Source organism: Bacillus sp. GW823-FHT06A11 (genome assembly GCF_058795355.1).
Genome location: NZ_JBXAHS010000001.1, coordinates 332,851 through 350,576, shown reverse-complemented (window position 1 = coordinate 350,576; position 17,726 = coordinate 332,851). Strand labels below are relative to the sequence as shown.

The 17,726-nt window shown below is 33.9% G+C and carries 19 protein-coding genes; 16 read left to right on the top strand and 3 right to left on the bottom strand.

Annotated features, from left to right (window positions below; translation table 11 throughout):
- The first annotated feature begins 76 nt into the window (after positions 1 to 76).
- The 3 genes from pbpC (at position 77) to AC1Q8L_RS01570 (ending at position 3,767) form a co-directional block, all read left to right on the top strand.
- Positions 77 to 2,062, top strand: coding sequence for a penicillin-binding protein 3 (pbpC, locus tag AC1Q8L_RS01580; RefSeq protein ID WP_001227231.1), 1,986 nt, complete (start codon positions 77 to 79; stop codon positions 2,060 to 2,062).
- Positions 2,063 to 2,301: 239 nt separating this feature from the next.
- Positions 2,302 to 2,937: an FMN-dependent NADH-azoreductase gene (locus tag AC1Q8L_RS01575; protein WP_000170028.1), complete on the top strand. Its 636-nt coding sequence runs from the start codon at positions 2,302 to 2,304 to the stop codon at positions 2,935 to 2,937.
- 110 nt (positions 2,938 to 3,047) lie between these two features.
- Positions 3,048 to 3,767, top strand: coding sequence for a lysophospholipid acyltransferase family protein (locus AC1Q8L_RS01570; RefSeq protein ID WP_000616580.1), 720 nt, complete (start codon positions 3,048 to 3,050; stop codon positions 3,765 to 3,767).
- A 41-nt stretch (positions 3,768 to 3,808) separates the two neighbouring features.
- Here the strand turns inward: AC1Q8L_RS01570 and trhA are convergent, their stop codons facing one another.
- The gene (gene trhA, locus AC1Q8L_RS01565) at positions 3,809 to 4,465 is read right to left on the bottom strand and encodes a PAQR family membrane homeostasis protein TrhA (protein WP_000136890.1); all 657 of its coding nucleotides are present in this window, start codon (positions 4,463 to 4,465) and stop codon (positions 3,809 to 3,811) included.
- Positions 4,466 to 4,678: 213 nt separating this feature from the next.
- Between trhA and AC1Q8L_RS01560 the strand changes: the two genes are divergently transcribed.
- From AC1Q8L_RS01560 to AC1Q8L_RS01545, 4 genes are all read left to right on the top strand, one after another.
- Positions 4,679 to 4,864 carry a twin-arginine translocase TatA/TatE family subunit gene (locus AC1Q8L_RS01560; RefSeq protein ID WP_000492442.1) on the top strand — a complete coding sequence of 62 codons (186 nt, stop codon included), beginning with the start codon at positions 4,679 to 4,681 and terminating at the stop codon, positions 4,862 to 4,864.
- Between the two features lie 42 nt (positions 4,865 to 4,906).
- Positions 4,907 to 5,647 carry a twin-arginine translocase subunit TatC gene (gene tatC, locus AC1Q8L_RS01555; protein WP_000390119.1) on the top strand — a complete coding sequence of 247 codons (741 nt, stop codon included), beginning with the start codon at positions 4,907 to 4,909 and terminating at the stop codon, positions 5,645 to 5,647.
- Positions 5,648 to 5,976: 329 nt separating this feature from the next.
- A complete protein-coding gene (locus AC1Q8L_RS01550) occupies positions 5,977 to 6,228 on the top strand; it encodes a DUF2535 family protein (protein ID WP_000629012.1) in 252 nt (83 codons plus the stop codon).
- Between the two features lie 152 nt (positions 6,229 to 6,380).
- On the top strand, positions 6,381 to 7,223 hold the full coding sequence (locus tag AC1Q8L_RS01545) for a DegV family protein (protein WP_029948540.1): 843 nt from the start codon (positions 6,381 to 6,383) through the stop codon (positions 7,221 to 7,223).
- A gap of 330 nt (positions 7,224 to 7,553) precedes the next feature.
- On the opposite strand, the gene AC1Q8L_RS01540 is transcribed toward AC1Q8L_RS01545, so the two are convergent.
- Entirely contained in the window at positions 7,554 to 8,528 is a 975-nt protein-coding gene (locus tag AC1Q8L_RS01540; protein WP_001129640.1) for an MBL fold metallo-hydrolase, read from the bottom strand.
- A gap of 335 nt (positions 8,529 to 8,863) precedes the next feature.
- On the opposite strand from AC1Q8L_RS01540, the gene AC1Q8L_RS01535 reads away from it, so the two are divergent.
- Positions 8,864 to 9,451 (top strand): SCO family protein, encoded by a 588-nt coding sequence (locus tag AC1Q8L_RS01535; protein WP_000833332.1) that lies wholly within the window; start codon positions 8,864 to 8,866, stop codon positions 9,449 to 9,451.
- 34 nt (positions 9,452 to 9,485) lie between these two features.
- Here AC1Q8L_RS01535 and AC1Q8L_RS01530 read toward each other — a convergent pair whose 3' ends face one another.
- Positions 9,486 to 9,947, bottom strand: coding sequence for an Hsp20/alpha crystallin family protein (locus AC1Q8L_RS01530; protein ID WP_001288086.1), 462 nt, complete (start codon positions 9,945 to 9,947; stop codon positions 9,486 to 9,488).
- Positions 9,948 to 10,164: 217 nt separating this feature from the next.
- Between AC1Q8L_RS01530 and asnB the strand changes: the two genes are divergently transcribed.
- From asnB to AC1Q8L_RS01490, 8 genes are all read left to right on the top strand, one after another.
- A complete protein-coding gene (gene asnB, locus AC1Q8L_RS01525) occupies positions 10,165 to 12,066 on the top strand; it encodes an asparagine synthase (glutamine-hydrolyzing) (RefSeq protein WP_000333826.1) in 1,902 nt (633 codons plus the stop codon).
- 93 nt (positions 12,067 to 12,159) lie between these two features.
- On the top strand, positions 12,160 to 12,519 hold the full coding sequence (locus AC1Q8L_RS01520; protein WP_000627519.1) for a GNAT family N-acetyltransferase: 360 nt from the start codon (positions 12,160 to 12,162) through the stop codon (positions 12,517 to 12,519).
- Between the two features lie 51 nt (positions 12,520 to 12,570).
- Positions 12,571 to 12,900 (top strand): hypothetical protein, encoded by a 330-nt coding sequence (locus AC1Q8L_RS01515; protein WP_000200465.1) that lies wholly within the window; start codon positions 12,571 to 12,573, stop codon positions 12,898 to 12,900.
- A gap of 102 nt (positions 12,901 to 13,002) precedes the next feature.
- Entirely contained in the window at positions 13,003 to 13,989 is a 987-nt protein-coding gene (locus AC1Q8L_RS01510; RefSeq protein ID WP_000779888.1) for an N-acetylmuramoyl-L-alanine amidase, read from the top strand.
- A gap of 239 nt (positions 13,990 to 14,228) precedes the next feature.
- Positions 14,229 to 15,191, top strand: coding sequence for an ABC transporter substrate-binding protein (locus AC1Q8L_RS01505; RefSeq protein WP_000581985.1), 963 nt, complete (start codon positions 14,229 to 14,231; stop codon positions 15,189 to 15,191).
- Positions 15,192 to 15,317: 126 nt separating this feature from the next.
- Entirely contained in the window at positions 15,318 to 16,193 is an 876-nt protein-coding gene (dat, locus tag AC1Q8L_RS01500) for a D-amino-acid transaminase (RefSeq protein WP_000648384.1), read from the top strand.
- 98 nt (positions 16,194 to 16,291) lie between these two features.
- Positions 16,292 to 16,939: a nitroreductase family protein gene (locus AC1Q8L_RS01495; protein WP_001105280.1), complete on the top strand. Its 648-nt coding sequence runs from the start codon at positions 16,292 to 16,294 to the stop codon at positions 16,937 to 16,939.
- A 262-nt stretch (positions 16,940 to 17,201) separates the two neighbouring features.
- The gene (locus AC1Q8L_RS01490) at positions 17,202 to 17,690 is read left to right on the top strand and encodes a putative periplasmic lipoprotein (RefSeq protein ID WP_000713495.1); all 489 of its coding nucleotides are present in this window, start codon (positions 17,202 to 17,204) and stop codon (positions 17,688 to 17,690) included.
- The last annotated feature ends 36 nt before the right edge of the window (positions 17,691 to 17,726 follow it).

The following is a 17,726-nucleotide window of genomic DNA, read 5'->3' as shown; positions in this document are numbered from 1 at the left end:
GTGCTATAATGATAGGTAGCATGTAAAAATGCTAAAATTTTCAAAAGTACTAATATAGAAAGAGGAGGAGAATCGATTGAGAAAGATATGGGGGATTCTTTTTCTTTGCTTAACATTCATGTTAGTTGGATGTGGTAAAGAAGAAAAACCACAAGAAGCGTTTGATACATATGTAAAAGCGTGGAATAAACAAAAATTTGCAGATATGTATGATCAACTATCAAAAAATGCAAAAAAAGATATTTCAAAGAAAGAGTTTACTGAGAAATATGAAAAAATTTATTCTGGTATCGAAGTGAAAGACTTAAAGGTAGAAACAGGGGAAATAAAAGAAGATAAAAAAGATGAAGGCCCTGTTCCTTTTAAAGTAAGCATGGATACAGTTGGTGGTAAAATTACTTTTGGCCATGAAGCAAAAATGGTGAAAGAAAAAGATGGAGATAAAGAATCTTGGAAAATAGATTGGACTCCTGATTTTATTTTCCCTGGCATGACGAAAGATAGTAAAGTACGTATGCAGACAACACAGCCAAAACGTGGTGAAATATACGATCGTAATGGAAAAGGTCTTGCAACGAATGGGAAAGCTTCTGAAATCGGATTGATTCCTGAAAAGTTAGGCGATACTGCTCCGCAAACGAAAGAAACAGTAGCGAAGTTATTAAATATGTCTGTAGAAGAAATTGATCAAAAATTAGCTGCTAAATGGGTAAAACCAGGGTATCTCGTACCAATTGGAATTTTGCCTGAAGGGGCAACGCAAAATACGTACATTGATTTACCAGGTGTTTCAACAAAACCTGTAAATGTTCGTACATATCCGTTAGGGGAAGCGGCAGCTCATCTGACTGGTTATATTGGAAAGGTAAATGCTGAAGATTTAAAAACGCTACAAAAGAAAGGCTATCAAGCTGATGACCCAGTTGGTAAAGCTGGTTTAGAGCAAGTATTAGAGGAAAAGCTACGCGGTAAAAAAGGTGGCCGTGTCTTTGTAGAAGATGCGCAAGGAAAAGAAATTAAAAACTTGGCAAAAACAGATGCTGTTGATGGAGAAAATGTAACTTTAACTATTGATAGTGCTGTTCAAGAAAAAACGTATAATGAAATGAAGGGCGAAGCTGGTTCAAGTGCAGCAATCAATCCGAAAAGTGGAGAAACAATTGCACTAGTAAGTAGTCCAGCATATGATCCTAATTTAATTGCACGAGGAACATCGAAAGCGCAACGCGAAGCTTGGAATAATGATCCGAAAAAACCGATGACGAATCGCTTTACACAATTATCGGTACCGGGTTCTGTATTTAAACCAATTACAGCTGCAATTGGTCTTGAAACGAAAACAATCGATCCAAAAGAAGAGTTGAAAATTGAAGGATTAAAATGGACAAAAGATTCTTCTTGGGGTAATTATTATGTAACGCGTGTGAAAGATGCAAATCCGATTGATTTTGATAAGGCGATGAAATACTCGGATAATATTTACTTCGCACAAGAAGCTTTGAAAATCGGAAAAGACAAGTTTATGAGTGAAGCGAAAAAATTCGGATTCGATGAGAAACTACCAATTGAATATGGATTCCCTGCTTCTAAAATTGCAAATGACGGCATTAAAAATGATATTCAAATGGCTGATACAGGATATGGACAAGGTCAAGTATTAATGACTCCTCTTCATTTAGCTTTAACGTATGCGCCAATTGTAAATGATGGAACGATTCCATCACCGTATATTATTAAAACAGATAAACAACCAAAAGCTTGGAAAGAAAATGTAATTTCTAAAGGAAATCAGGATATATTAAAAACTGCTATGACGAAAGTAATTAATGATCCGGATGGTACAGGGAAAATTGCTAAAATTGATGGAATGACTCTTGCTGGAAAAACAGGTACAGCGGAATTAAAAGTATCAAAAGAGGCCGAAGGAAAAGAACTAGGCTGGTTCGCTGCATTTGATTTGAATGCGCCAGATATGGTCATTACAATGATGATTGAAGATGTAAAAGGTAGAGGTGGAAGTAACATTCCAGCTGAAAAAGTAAAACATGTTTTTCAAAAATAATATGTAATAAAAGGCTATCTCTATAATTTATAGAGGTAGCCTTTTTGTATGAGAAGTCTTAATATCTGTATACTAAATTTTAGAGAAACAAAATAAATCATTAACTTACGAAAAAAAAGTAGCTATTTTTTATTGACATTGAATAAAACTTTTTGTATTATACTTACATAAGGTAAGTTATTAACTTTTAAAAAACAAATCTTGAATTGAAGATAAAGAGAAAAAAGGGAGAGAATACAATGACAAAAGTACTATTTATCACAGCAAATCCAAATTCAGCAGAAGGTTCTTTCGGAATGGCAGTAGGGGAAGCTTTCATCGAGGCTTATAAAAACGAGCATCCACAAGACGAAGTTGTAACAATTGATCTATTCAATACTACTGTACCAGCAATCGATGCAGATGTATTTGCCGCTTGGGGTAAATTTGCAGCAGGTGAAGGCTTTGAAACTTTAACGGAAGCTCAACAACAAAAAGTAGCAGCAATGAACACAAACTTAGAAACATTTATGCATGCAGATCGTTATGTATTCGTAACTCCAATGTGGAACTTTAGCTATCCACCAGTAGTAAAAGCATACTTAGATAACGTAGCAATCGCAGGTAAAACATTCAAATATACTGAAAATGGTCCAGTCGGCTTATTAGAAGGTAAAAAAGCACTTCACATTCAAGCAACAGGTGGCGTATATTCTGAAGGAGCATACGCAGCTGTAGACTTCGGACGCAATCATTTAAAAACTGTATTAGGATTTGTCGGTGTAAATGATACTGATTATATTGCAGTTGAGGGTATGAATGCAAACCCTGAAAAAGCACAAGAAATTAAAGAAGCGGCAATTGCTAATGCTCGTGAATTAGCAAAACGTTTCTAATATAGAATGCTTAAAAAGTCCAAACACTTGCTGTTTGGACTTTTTTTCTTCTTTTTCCTTCGTTTGTCTAGTATAATGAAGGTCGGAATGATAATAGGTGGGGGTTCTGTATGATTCAAACGTTTTTTAAAATCTTTTATTTAATTTTAATTGTAATTGCGATTACACCGAGAATGTGGCGTCTTAAAAGACAAGTAAATACGATGGCGCCAAAAGAAAAAGATAATGCTGTGTATAAAACGACAAATTGGTTTGGTAAGAAAATGGTACGTGTAGCTGGAGGGACAGTAGAAGTGAAAGGGCTTGAAAATGTTCCGAAAGACAAGCCGGTACTAGTTGTAAGTAATCACCAAAGTAATATGGATATCCCTGTTTTACTAGGTTACTTAAATAAACCAATTGGATTCGTGTCAAAGGCAGAGATTAAAAAGTTCCCAGTTGTACCAACTTGGATGGAACTTATGAATTGTGTATTTATGGATCGTAGCGATCGTCGTCAATCTCTTAAAGCAATTAAAGATGGAATCGAACTATTAAAGAATGGACATTCTATCGTAATTTTCCCAGAAGGAACGAGAAGTAAAGGTGGCGAAGTTGGAGAGTTTAAGGCTGGTAGTTTCCATCTTGCAGTAAAATCAGGTGTAGCAATTTTACCTGTAACGTTAGATGGTACATATAAGATGTTTGAAGCGAATGGAAATCGTATGAAGTCAGCTCATGCAACAGTAACAATTTCTAAGCCGATTACACCTGAAGAGTATGCGAATATGGATATTAAAGAATTAACGAAGCATACACAGGAAGTTATCGCATTACAATTACATAAGTAATAAAAAAGGTTTCAGCTTATAGTAAGCTGAAACCTTTTTTATTATGCTGTAGGTAAGACATAAAAGAGTACACAGAAGAACATCATCGTACTACCACCTAAAACGAACAGGTGCCATATGGCATGGTTGAAAGGTAGCTTTTCCCAAAGGAAGAATATAGCTCCGACAGAATATAAAATTCCACCTGCTAAAAGTAGTGAAAAACCATGTCCAGTTAGATTTTCATAAAGTGGTTTAATGGCAACGATTATGAGCCAGCCCATAATGATGTAACATAAAGTTGATGCCTTTATAAAGCGACGTACAAAGAAGATTTTGAAGACGATACCTCCGATTGCAAGTGTCCAAATTATAGCAAGCAACGTCCATCCTAATGGGCCACGAAGTGTAATAAGTAGAAAAGGAGTATACGTGCCAGCAATCAATAAATAAATGGCTGAATGATCTAAAATAGTAAATATTTTTTCTACTTTAGGATGATGAATGCTATGTAGCAATGTTGAAAACAAGTACAGTAAGAACATGCTTACACCATAAACAGTAAATGCGACTACAGCTGATGCGGTACCGTGCTTAGAAGCATGAATAATCAATATGATTAAGGCAGGGATGCTTAAAATGGCACCGATACCATGTGTAATTGCATTTGCAATTTCTTCTTTTACAAATTGGGTCATTCGTGTCATTTTTTCAGTCATAATGCAAATCCTTTCTACTATCATAAAATAATATGTCATTTCCCTTACCATATCATACACAAGAGCAATAGAAAATGAAATTTGTATAATTGATTATATTTTTGAATTTTTTTGACAAAAGGCAATGGATTTGTTGACGTTTTCAAACTTTTTTGACAAAATAAAATTATGTAATAGTAGGACAAGGAAACTACTAATAAAGGGGATGGGGAAATGTTTTCAAATATTGGCTTTCCAGGGTTAATTTTAATTTTAGTAGCAGTACTCATTTTATTTGGACCTAAAAAATTGCCGGAAATCGGGAAGGCTTTAGGGGAAACGTTAAAAGAGTTTAAAAAATCAACGAAAGAATTGACAGATGACGCATTTCAAGAAAAGGAAAAGAAAGAAAAACTGTAATGTATTTTCCTTGTAATGGATAAATAAAGTGTGGTGAACGAGATGGAAGATCGGGAAATGAGCGTAGTAGAACATATTGTTGAACTTCGAAAAAGAGTAATATATACGGTGTTATCCTTTGTACTATTTTTAATTATTGGATTTACTTTTACAAAGGATATTTATTTTTGGCTTGTAAAAGATTTACCAATGAAATTAACTGTTCTCGGTCCAAGTGATGTATTGTGGATTTTTTTCTCGATTGCTACAGTATTTGCTATCGTTTGTACAATTCCTTTTGCTGCTATACAAATTTGGTTATTTGTAAAACCGGGTTTACATCCAAATGAACAAAAGATGACAATAATGTATATACCGGTATTGTCTATATTATTTATCGCAGGTTTATGTTTTGGATACTTTATTGTAATGCCGTTTCTATTTCACTTTTTAACTACGATAGGTAATGAAATGTTTAATACGATGTTTACGACAGAAAAGTATTTTCATTTTGTACTTAATTTAACAGTTCCATTTGCGGTGATTTTTGAATTGCCAGTTGTTGTAATGTTTTTAACTAGTATTGGAATACTTACGGCGGAATTTTTAATAAAAATAAGAAGGTACGCTTACGTAGCATTGATTATCATTGCATCTTGTATATCACCGCCTGACTTTTTATCTCATAGTTTAGTTGCGGTGCCGCTTATTTGTATTTATGAAGTAAGTATTGCTTTATCAAAGGTTGTAAGTAAGAGGAAAAAGAAAAGAGAAGAAATGCAGTCGAAAAGTGCCTCGTTATAAAGGCACTTTTTTATTTATTTGTTATACTATAGCTATAAACGTATACAATATATAGAAGAAAAAAATTATAGAATCTCCAAAATTTAGACAAACTTTGCGCTTTTATAAGCTTATACTAAATGTATTAAACAATTGATGGGTAATGAGGTTCCCGTCTCAGGGATATTTAGGACGGGAAGATGGATTAGGTGGAGATGAATAGAGTATAAATCTTCTAGCCATAAGGACTACAGAAATCATATAAGTCTGATTTTACTCCACTTTAAACAACGTCTTACAGCGCAAAGTAGAGGAAGTTCAAAAATCCAATGAAAAAGAGGATTGATATTGTGATTACGAAAAGTTTTTATTTCACTCATTCAACAGGGGATTGTATTAAAATATTCGAAATCCCTGTCCTACAGGCACAGCATCCATTATCGTTTCTAATTCAGTCTCGTCTTCAATTATTTATTGCAAAAATTCAAAAACAAAAACATCCAAGATTTTCATATTCTTTCCGTGAATATTTACAAAATTGTTTGAAGTGGAATGATTATTTAAATGTATATAAAACAAATACTCTTGAAAAAAATGCATGATATAGAGTAGAGACAGGGTTAGGAGCTCTGTCTTTTTCATTTTAGATATAAAAATATAATTAATTTGATGAAATTTCGTTCCAAATTGTTGAAAGCAGTGGGAATACTAGTATAATAACAAGGAGAGCGTATTGGAAAGGGAAGAATATAATATGCAAAAAATTAAAATTGTAACAGATTCAACGGCAGATTTATCACAAGAGGTAATCGAGAAGTATGACATTCATGTTCTACCATTATCAATCTCTGTAAATGGACAAACATATTTAGATCGCGTTGATCTACAACCAGATGAATTTATTGAAGAAATGATTAAATCAGAGGAACTACCAAAAACATCACAACCTGCAATGGGTACATTTGTAGAAATGTACGACAAGTTAGGTGAAGATGGAAGTGAAGTACTTTCCATTCATATGACAAGTGGAATGAGTGGTACTGTAGCAACTGCAAATAGTGCTGCATCAATGACTGATACAAAAGTAACAGTTGTTGATTCTCAATTTATTACACATGCTTTAGCATATCAAGTGATTGAAGCTGCAAAAATGGCAAATGAAGGACGCTCACTAGAAGAAATTTTAAAACGTGTAGATGAAGTAAGAAAGAATACTCGTTTATATGTAGTAGTAGATACATTAGAAAACTTAGTGAAGGGTGGACGTATCGGTAAAGGAAAGGCGTTTATCGGTTCGCTGCTTAATATAAAGCCAATTGCTAGTCTTGAAGATGGTGTTTATAATCCTGTAACGAAAGTTCGTAGCCAAGGCCAAATTGTAAAAACATTAGCTAAGTTATTTGAGCAAGATACAGCTGGAAAAGTTGTAAAGGCTGTTGCAATTCCGCATGCGAAAGCAATTCCTTTAGCTGAAAGTATGAAAGCGGCGGTTGAAAAAGTGAGTGGGTTTGCTCAATCAGAAATTTTCTATACAACGCCTATAATTAGTACTCATACAGGTCCAGGTGCAATCGGATTTATGTATTTAGCAGAGTAATAAAAAAGCTACTTGAAAATATATTTCAAGTAGCTTTTTTATGTAAATAGAAAGTAAGAAATAAGAAGAGCTATACAGGCACTACCGCTAATGATATAGCGAGTCTGTAAATATTCATTCATAGATAACACCCTTTATCCTGCTATTTGCGGACAGTAAAACTCCCACCTCAAAATTTAGCTGGAGCAAAGAGGTTAGGTGGCGGGCTGTCCGTAAAAGCCCGATTGGTGAAGGTTAATAATCAGTGGGGATAAAGAAACTCCCACTGATTAAAATTTCATTATAGGATTTTCTATATTATATGTTGGATATAGAAAATCAGTCGTTACGTTACACATGTAAAGTTTCAATTTTTTCATTTACTTGCTTATCATTTGTTGCGTTACTATAAATAAAAGTTTGGCCTAAAAAGAGTACATGCAGTTGTTCCCATGGTAACATGCGCAAATTCCAATTATTTCGAAGTCTAGTTATTGCTTCACGAGGTGTTTCATCGGCGAGTGCAAAAGCTCCGTAATGCATCGGTATAAAATGCGTAGCGTTTAAATCTAAATAAGCTTGCACAGCTTCTTCAGGTGAAACATGAGATACTTTCATAAACCATTCTGGTTCATAAGCGCCAATGGGCATAAGAGCAATATCAATTAAAAAGCGTTCACCGATTTCTTTGAAACCTTGGAAATAGCCACTGTCGCCACAAAAATATATGGTTTCCATAGTCGTTTCATTATCAATAATCCATCCGCCCCAGTGAGACGTATTCATATCAAATAAGAATCTTCTCGTCCAGTGCTGAGCAGGTACGAAGTGAAAAGAAACTTCGTTAATTATCGTACTTTCCCACCATTTATACTCTTCTACATGTTTAAATTTCTTACGAGTAAATAATTTTTTTAATCCGATAGGTACAAGATATAGAACATCATCATTCAACTGACGAAGAGTTGAAAAATCTAAATGATCATAATGACCATGTGAAATAAGGACAATATCAATTTTAGGCAGTGCTTCTATAGAGAGTCCAGGTTCTGTAAGTCTTGTAACTAGCTTTAATTTATTGGCCCATACTGGATCTGTTAATATATTAAGTCCATTCGTTTGGATAAGAAAAGTAGAATGCCCAATCCATGTGACAGTCGTTTTTTTTACATTACTTTGCAAAAATGCACTTTGTTTAACGGGTGATTGTTCTACTAAGAAAGAAAAATCTTTTTTGTTTTGCTTTCGTTCTTTACGCCAGCGTAAAAAAGAGCGAATTGATTTTTTTGTACTAACATTATCCATATTTTCATAGCGCTTTGCCATGAACATCACCTCATTTACAATCGTTGTATTTGTATTGTACCGAAATGTTGTTAAGGAATACAGTGTAAAACATGGATTAATGTTTAAGGAATTGTTAAAAAATAGGGAGAGGTATTTACAAAAGTAACAATAAAATTAGTTTTATCAATTCTATTTATAGAAATAATAGTAAAAAAATATATTTTGTCTAGTAATTCGCTTGAAATAAAGAAGTAACATACGTAAATTCGTACGATTTCGTGAACAAATGTAGTAAACAATTTTCTCGTAGTGTTAACTTTTGTTATTATAAACATAACCTATTTAAATTTAGGATAGAGAAAAGAGGTTTATAAATGAAGCGTTATCAAAAAATAATTGGTCTTATGGTTGTATTTTGTCTCTTTGTACTTGCTGGATGTAGTGAATCAGGTTCAAAGCTTCGTAAACCATTAAATTGGGATTTAGAAACTTTCCAATTTACAAATCAAGATGGAAAGCAATTTGGTACAAAAGATTTAAAAGGGAAAGTTTGGGTTGCAGATTTTATGTTCACAAATTGTCAAACAGTTTGTCCACCAATGACTGCAAATATGGCCAAGCTGCAAAAGATGGCAAAAGAAGAGAAGATAGACGTTCAGTTTGTTTCATTTAGTGTAGATCCAGACCTTGATAAGCCGGAAAATCTGAAAGCTTTTATTCAAAAGTTTACAGAGGATACTAGTAACTGGAATTTATTAACGGGATATTCGTTAGAAGATATTACGAAGTTTTCAAAAGATAATTTCCAATCACTTGTAGATAAGCCGGAGAATGGTCAGGTCATGCATGGTACATCATTTTATTTAATTGATCAAAACGGAAAAGTAATGAAAAAGTATAGTGGAATTAGTAATACGCCATATGAAGACATTATACGTGATATGAAGCGATTAGTGGATTAAAAATAAGGGTGCTATGCACCCTTATTTTTTTGCATTAGTCTATGGATAAAATGTCATGTTGTTGGGGAAGTTTCGGCGCCCGAATTTCTAATACGCCGTTTTGATAAGAAGCTTTTGCTGCTTTTTTATTAATTGAATACGGCAACTTAATCAATCTTGATGCTTCTGAAATGGAACGTTCCCGGCGATAATAGTTATGGGATGTTTCTTCTTCTTCTTCGAGTATCTCTTCTTTTACAGAGACTTTTAAGTATTCACTTTGTATTTCAATTTGAATTTGCTCTTTTTGTATACCTGGTAGTTCAGCTGTAACAACGAGTTCTTCACCAACTTCATATAAATCTACAGGGAATGTTAATAAACGGTTTCCTTTTTGGAAAAAATGATTTAAATCAGCGATTACATTGCGAAGAGGTGTTTGCTCGAAGAAATCATCAATTTGCTTTAAGTAATTACGAACCGGTGGGCGAGAAGAATCTTTTTTTTCTTCACTCATGGTATTCCCTCCTAGAAATCAATTTGCAATATCATATGACAAAAGCGGAGAAAGGTGAGTGCCTAGTTTTCATGTTTTCATAAAAAATTGTTAAAAATGTGAAATGGAGTGATTTTTTTATAGTTTTTGGTCGCCATATTCAGTTGATTATGCTAGTATAAATAGGGTTGATATAGTAGTATAGAAACAGAATGAAAACCGAAAGAGGGTAAGAAGTATGTGTGGTTTTGTAGGATGTTTATGTGAAAACCCTAGAGAGTTTTCAGAAACAGAAAAACATCAATTTGAAAATATGAACACGATGATTTTCCACCGTGGTCCAGATGACGAAGGATATTTTCGTGATGAACATGTACAATTTGGCTTCCGCCGTTTAAGTATCATTGACTTAGAGGCAGGACATCAGCCGCTAACTTATGAAAATGATCGATATGTAATTATTTTTAATGGTGAAATTTACAACTATGTAGAATTACGTGAAATGTTACTTGAAAAAGGTGCAACGTTTGCAACACAATCTGATACAGAAGTTATCATTGCATTGTATGCACATATGAAAGAAAAATGTGTAGACTATCTTCGTGGTATGTTTGCATTTATGATTTGGGATCGTGAAGAGAAGAAACTTTTCGGTGCACGTGACCACTTCGGTATTAAACCTTTATACGTCGCACAACAAGGTGATACTACATTCTTCGCATCTGAGAAGAAAAGTATTATGCATGTGATGGAAGATAAAGGAGTTAATCCAACGTCACTACAACATTACTTTACGTACCAATATGGTCCAGAGCCAGAAACATTAACAATTGATGTTAATAAAATTGAGCCTGGTCATTATTTCGTAAAAGAAATCGGTAAAGAGATGGAGATCCATCGCTACTGGAAACCTTATTTCAATGCTTCAAGCGCAACGAAAGAGGAGCATATCCAAGCAATTCGTGATGTGTTATACGATTCAGTAAAAGTGCATATGCGCAGTGATGTACCAGTAGGTTCATTCTTATCTGGTGGTATCGATTCATCTATTATCGCTTCTATCGCAAGAGAAATGAATCCAAATCTTTTAACATTCTCTATTGGTTTTGAACAACGTGGTTTCAGTGAAGTTGATGTTGCCAAAGAAACTGCTGAGAAATTAGGCGTTAAAAACCATAACGTATTCATTTCAGCGAAAGAGTTTATGGATGAGTTCCCAAAAATCATTTGGCATATGGATGATCCTTTAGCAGATCCAGCAGCTGTACCATTGTACTTCGTTGCAAAAGAAGCACGTAAGCATGTAACAGTTGTTCTTTCAGGTGAAGGTGCAGACGAGCTATTTGGTGGTTATAACATTTATCGTGAGCCAAACTCACTAAAAATGTTCTCTTACATTCCTAGCCCAGGTAAGAGCGTTCTAAAAGCATTAAGTGGTGCTCTTAAAGAAGGATTTAAAGGTAAGAGCTTCCTAGAGCGTGGATGTACGCCAATTGAAGAGCGTTACTATGGAAACGCGAAAATCTTCCGTGAAGAAGAGAAAGTTGAATTAATGAAGTATTACAATGAAAGTGTTAACTATATGGATATCACGAAACCATTGTATAACGAGATTAAAGATTATGATGATGTAAGCAAAATGCAGTACATTGACATGTTCACATGGTTACGTGGTGACATTTTATTAAAAGCTGATAAAATGACAATGGCAAACTCATTAGAACTTCGTGTACCGTTCTTAGATAAAGAAGTATTCGATGTTGCATCTAAAATTCCAACTGAATTTAAGATTGCTAACGGAACTACGAAAGCTATTTTACGTGAAGCAGCACGCGGAATCGTTCCAGATCACGTATTAGATCGTAAAAAACTTGGATTCCCAGTACCAATTCGTCACTGGTTAAAAGACGAAATGCATGATTGGGCTATCAATATTATAAACGAGAGTAAAACAGAGCATTTAATCGACAAACAGTATGTATTAAACTTACTGGAAGCACATTGTGCAGATAAAGGCGATTATAGCCGTAAAATTTGGACTGTCCTTGCGTTTATGGTATGGCACCAAATTTATGTTGAGCATAAATACGATACGAATAAGTTCCATGAAGAAACAAAACGTGCGTATAGCTTAGTTTAATTAGAAAAACCTTAAGATCGCATACGGTCTTAAGGTTTTTTTCATAAATAGGAAATATTATTGATACAATAATAGTAAAAGGATGGACGACATATGATTACGTTTGAGAAAGTTACTGTAGAAAATGAAAGCGTTGTTAAAGAAATGTTTAAATCGCATAGTTTAGGTGAGAAAAAGGTACAGTACTGTGTGAAAGTTGATGATACATATATTGGTGTAATAGATTATAGTGTTCAAGAGGAACGAGCTGTTTTATCACAGCTAATTATTCATTTTGATTACCAAGGTTACGGTTATGGTGCAAATACGTATTTTACATTTGAAGAAATGATGAAACAAAGAAATGTGAAAGAAATAAAAGTGCTACAAGAGGAATTAACAGAAAAGGCGAAGTCTTTCATAGAGAGTTTTGGTTTTACTTCAGAAGATGAAGAGTATGTAAAGAAAATATAACGATGATTACTTATGCGATAAAATAAATATAAGGCAGGTGGATGTATGACGATGACTTCTGGTCTTGTATTAATTGGAGGGTGCTTTATAGTAGCAGAATTATGTCATATACTCATTCGGAAAAGAATGAGTAAGAAAAAAAAGCCGTATGAATTACAATACGTCCCTGTCTTTTTCATTATGTTTTGTATGCTTAGTACATTACAAAATCTAATGAACTTTCCACCACTTGTGAATGTTTTTTTAAAGTTCGGTTTACTTTATAGTGGTGCTGGAATAACACTTTTATTTATTTTATTTTGCATACGTTATGTTCACTATCAATCGTATATATTTATTTTAAATTGGTTAAAGCAAGATGATAGAAAACGCCTTACATAAGGCGTTTTTTTTATTTGTAATTGTAACAGAACTTGTACATTTCACATAAAATAGGACGAGTAGCAATGCAAACATATTACAAGAAAGGGGCGGGGCAATAAAATGAAACTTGTTATAGACGCAGGGCACGGTGGATATGATTCTGGTGCTGTTGGTAATGGTTTAGTAGAAAAAAACTTAACACTTCAAATTGCTAGACGCGTTCGAGACATTTTAACGGTAAATTACCCAATTACAATTAAAATGACACGTGATAGTGATGTGTTTATTTCTTTATCGGAACGTGCTAATATTGCCAATGCTTTTGGTGCGGATTATTTTATTTCATTTCATATTAATAGCGGCGGGGGTACAGGTTTTGAAAGCTATATTTATAATGCGTTATCCAACAGCAGCACTGCATATGCAAAGCAACAAAAGATGCATACAGCAGTAAATCCTGTATTAACAAAATACGGTCTTCGCGATCGAGGAGCAAAAAAAGAAAATTATGCGGTATTAAGAGAAACCACAATGGATGCAATTTTAACTGAGACTGCCTTTATTGATACAACGTTTGATGCAAATTTATTAAAAAATCCACAATTTATTGAAGATCTAAGTCAAGCGTATGCGAATGGAATAGCGGCTATTTTTGGAGTAGCTCCAAATCCACAACCTCCTAACCCACAACCGACACCTCAAACGAAGGGAATCGCTTATATCCTTGGGAAAAATGTAAATTTAAGAAATGGTCCATCAACTTCTTCCTCAGTTATTCGTCAATTAAATTCTCCAGAATCTTACGTTGTATATCAGGAAAGTAACGGATGGTTAGATTTGGGGAATGGACAATGGGTGTATAATGATCCTTCTTACATTAATTTTGTAAAGACAAGTAATAGTGATGGAAGTCCGATTGGGGTTGCATATATACAAGGGATGAATGTAAATTTAAGAAGTGGTCCATCAACTACATCTGCAGTTATCCGCCAATTAAATTCTCCAGAATCTTATTTAGTATATATAAATGAAAATGGTTGGTTAAACCTTGGTGGAAAGCAGTGGGTATATAATGATCCATCGTATATTAAGTATACTCAATATTAGCAATTAAAATGATAATGCAATATGGATGCGTATCTTTGTTATGTATAACAAGGGTACGCATTTTAATAACAACATTTATTTTCATACTTATGCACTATGTTTTAAAAAGAAACATTAGAAAAGCGGATAGAATCTAAATAGTATATATTAAAAAAGTTTTCTGATATACATTGACAATGTATGTAGGATACATTAATCTTTAATTGTTAATGATAATCGATTTCATCTAGGGAGGACATATGATACATACTAAAAAACTAATTATGTTCTGCATTATGATACTCATGGTTGTAATTGCAGGATGTAGTAAAGAAGAGAAAAAGGAAAATGATATATCAGCGAAAGCAAAAGATTCATATACGGTAAAGCATGCAATGGGCGAAACGACAGTAAATGGTACACCTAAAAAAGTTGTTGTTTTAACGAATGAAGGTGCAGAGGCTCTTCTAGCTGTGGGCGTAACTCCAGTGGGGACTACAAAACCACGTGCTGGTGATGAATGGTATCCTCATGTAGCGAAAGAGTTAAAAAATACGGAAGTTGTAGGAACTGAACGTGATATTAATTTAGAGGCTGTAATGAAGCTTAAGCCAGATTTAATTATCGGAAATAAAATGCGTCACGAAAAAATATATGATCAGCTAAAAGAAATCGCACCAACTGTTTATGCAGAAACATTACGCGGTGATTGGAAAGAAAACTTTACGCTTTATACAAAAGCTGTAAATAGAGAAAAAGAAGGGCAAAAAGCTCTTGATGATTATAAAAAACGTATTGAAGGAATGAAAGAGAAGTTAGGCGATAAATTGAATTCTAAAGTTTCTATTATTCGTTTCGTGCCAGGTGATGTTCGTATTTATCAAAAAAACTCATTCTCGGGAGTTGTGTTAAATGATATTGGGTTTAAACGACCACCATTACAAGATAAAGATGATTTTGCGATAAAAGGAATTACAAAAGAGCAAATTCCAAATATGGACGGAGACTACTTATTCTATTTCACGTCTGATAAAGATGCAGATAAGAATAATGAAGGAAATTCGTTAGCAAAGGAATGGACAGAAGATCCACTCTTTAAGCAACTACAGGCTTCTAAAAATAATAAAGTATTCCAAGCAGATGAGGTAATCTGGAATACAGCAGGCGGTATTAAAGCTGCGAACCTTATGTTAGATGATATTGAAAAATATTTCCTTAAATAAATGATAAAATACATCACTTTTACGAAGTGATGTATTTTTTGTTTGTGAAAATACAGAAAATTCCTTCTTTCGGGGTGACATAAGTTGTACAATAAAATCAATCATGTGATAAAGGAGTGGGGAAGAATGAAAGCTACTCATAAAGATTGGATCTTGTTTAATGGGAGAATGATTAATACGAAGGAAGAACAGCCGATGGTCGCATTAGAAGAGCGCGGTTTCCAATTTGGTGATGGTATTTATGAAGTATTTAGACTATACGATGGCAAGCCTCATTTATTAGATTTACATTTAGAACGATTCTTTAACTCTATGGCAGAAATAAAACTAATTCCACCATTTACGAAGGAAGAATTAGTAGAAGAGTTATATCAAATGATTGAAAAAAATCAATTTCAAGAAGATGGGAATGTATATTTACAAATATCAAGAGGTGCACAACCGCGCAATCATGTATATGAATCAGATTTACAACCGACATATTTTGCAAATCTTGTTTCGTTCCCAAGACCAGTTGCTTCAATGGAGGCAGGGATTAAGGTAACAGTAGAAGAGGACATCAGGTGGAAGTTTTGCCATATAAAATCTTTAAATTTACTTCCTAATATTATGATCAAAAACAAAATAAATGAACAAGGATATCAAGAAGCAATATTAGTACGGGATGGCATTGTGACTGAAGGGTGTCATTCCAATTTCTTTATTGTGAAAAATAATAAGTTAATTACACATCCAGCGGATCATTTCATTTTACATGGTATTACACGTCACTACGTGATTACATTAGCGAAAGAGTTACATATCGAAGTAGAAGAACGAGAGTTTTCGTTACAAGAAGTATATGAAGCTGATGAGTGCTTCTTTACAGCGACGCCACTTGAAATATTCCCAGTCATTCAGATTGGTGATGAACAGTTTGGAGCTGGTGAAAGAGGACCAATTACGAAAAAATTACAAGCTGCATATGAAGAGAGTATTCGTTTGTTTAAAGTGACAAATTAATCATGAAGAAAAAAGCTGGTATTCTTCCGGCTTTTTTTCATGATATAATTCAAGCATAGGACAAGTTTTGAAAACGCTGTAAAAAGGGGATTTAATATATGAATTATGAAGATTTTAAAGAAGTAATTCACGGAAGACGAAGTGTTAGAAAGTTTAAAGATCAAGAAGTATCTACTAATGATATAAAAGAAATAATTGATTGTGCGCGTTACGCACCGAGTGATACGAATTCACAAACGTGGGAATTCTTAGTTATCATGAATCGAGAGAAGATTAAAGAAATTGAACAAATGACATGGGATGCATTACATAAACTTGCGGCAAAAGCAGCAGAAAATGGAGAAGAGAAAGCAGGGAAATTACTTACACGTTCTTTCGGACCATATGCAACAGCTTTCTCGGAGGCACCAGTATTAATCGTATGTTTGGCAACACCATATGAATCAAAGTTCCGTGAAAAGATATTTGATCCAATTGCTTTTGTTCCAGATTCAGTTTGGGAAGAAGAAGGGATTAAGAGTAGCTGTTTAGCGGCACAAAACTTAATGTTAGCTGCACATGCAAAGGGACTTGGTACTTGTCCAATGACAGGGCCAGTATTGCTAGCTCAAGATGAACTGCGCCAATATTTACAAATTGAGCCTGAAAAACAAATAAATATGGTTATTTCACTAGGATTTCCGAAAGATAAGCCAAAAAAACTTCCAAGAAAAGAAGTAGAAGAAATCACAACATTTGTTTTTTAAAGTGCTACATAGAAAAGACATTGGACATATCAATGTCTTTTTATTTTTGAGGGGGTATTATATCGATTTGTTGGGCTAAAATGATAAATAAGAAGGAATTACTATTTATTTCATAAAAAAAATTAATGTTCTATTAAGGAAAGTATGATACATTAATCGTGAGCAAGCTTCTATATGTTCATAAAAGTTTTAAAAGTTGTCTTAAAATTTAAAAGTTATTTTTGTATAATAAATTATAATCAAATGACAGGGGGGATGAATTTTGAAAAAATTCATAATCACTGGATTGTCTGTATTGTTATTAGTAGGTTGCGGTGCTCCACAGGAAAAAGAGGACGCGCAATCAAAACAGGAAGAACAAGTTGTAAACGCAAGTGATGAGAATATGGTTGTATTTCCTGAAGGTGCAATGTCAATTGGAGAAGGGAAAGTAAAAGTTATTACTCCAGATGGTACTTCTGAAAATGGCAATATACCGACTGTATTCATTAAAAAGGATACTTTAATTCAGCAAGTTGAATTAGAACTTTCTAATTTTCAAAGTGATAAAGAAACCTTCATATTTGTAGATCAAATGTATACAGATAGACATCAAGTAACTAGTACAACGCAGACAACAGTACAATTAAAAGAAAAGACGCTTGAAACAGGTAGTCATACGATTACTGCAGTTCAGTATGAAAACAATGACCCGAAAGGAAAGGTTATTAGTTTTAATCAAGCAACATTTGAGACAAAGCCTGCGTCTTAATAAGAATAAAAAGTACATTACTTAAAAAAGTAGTGT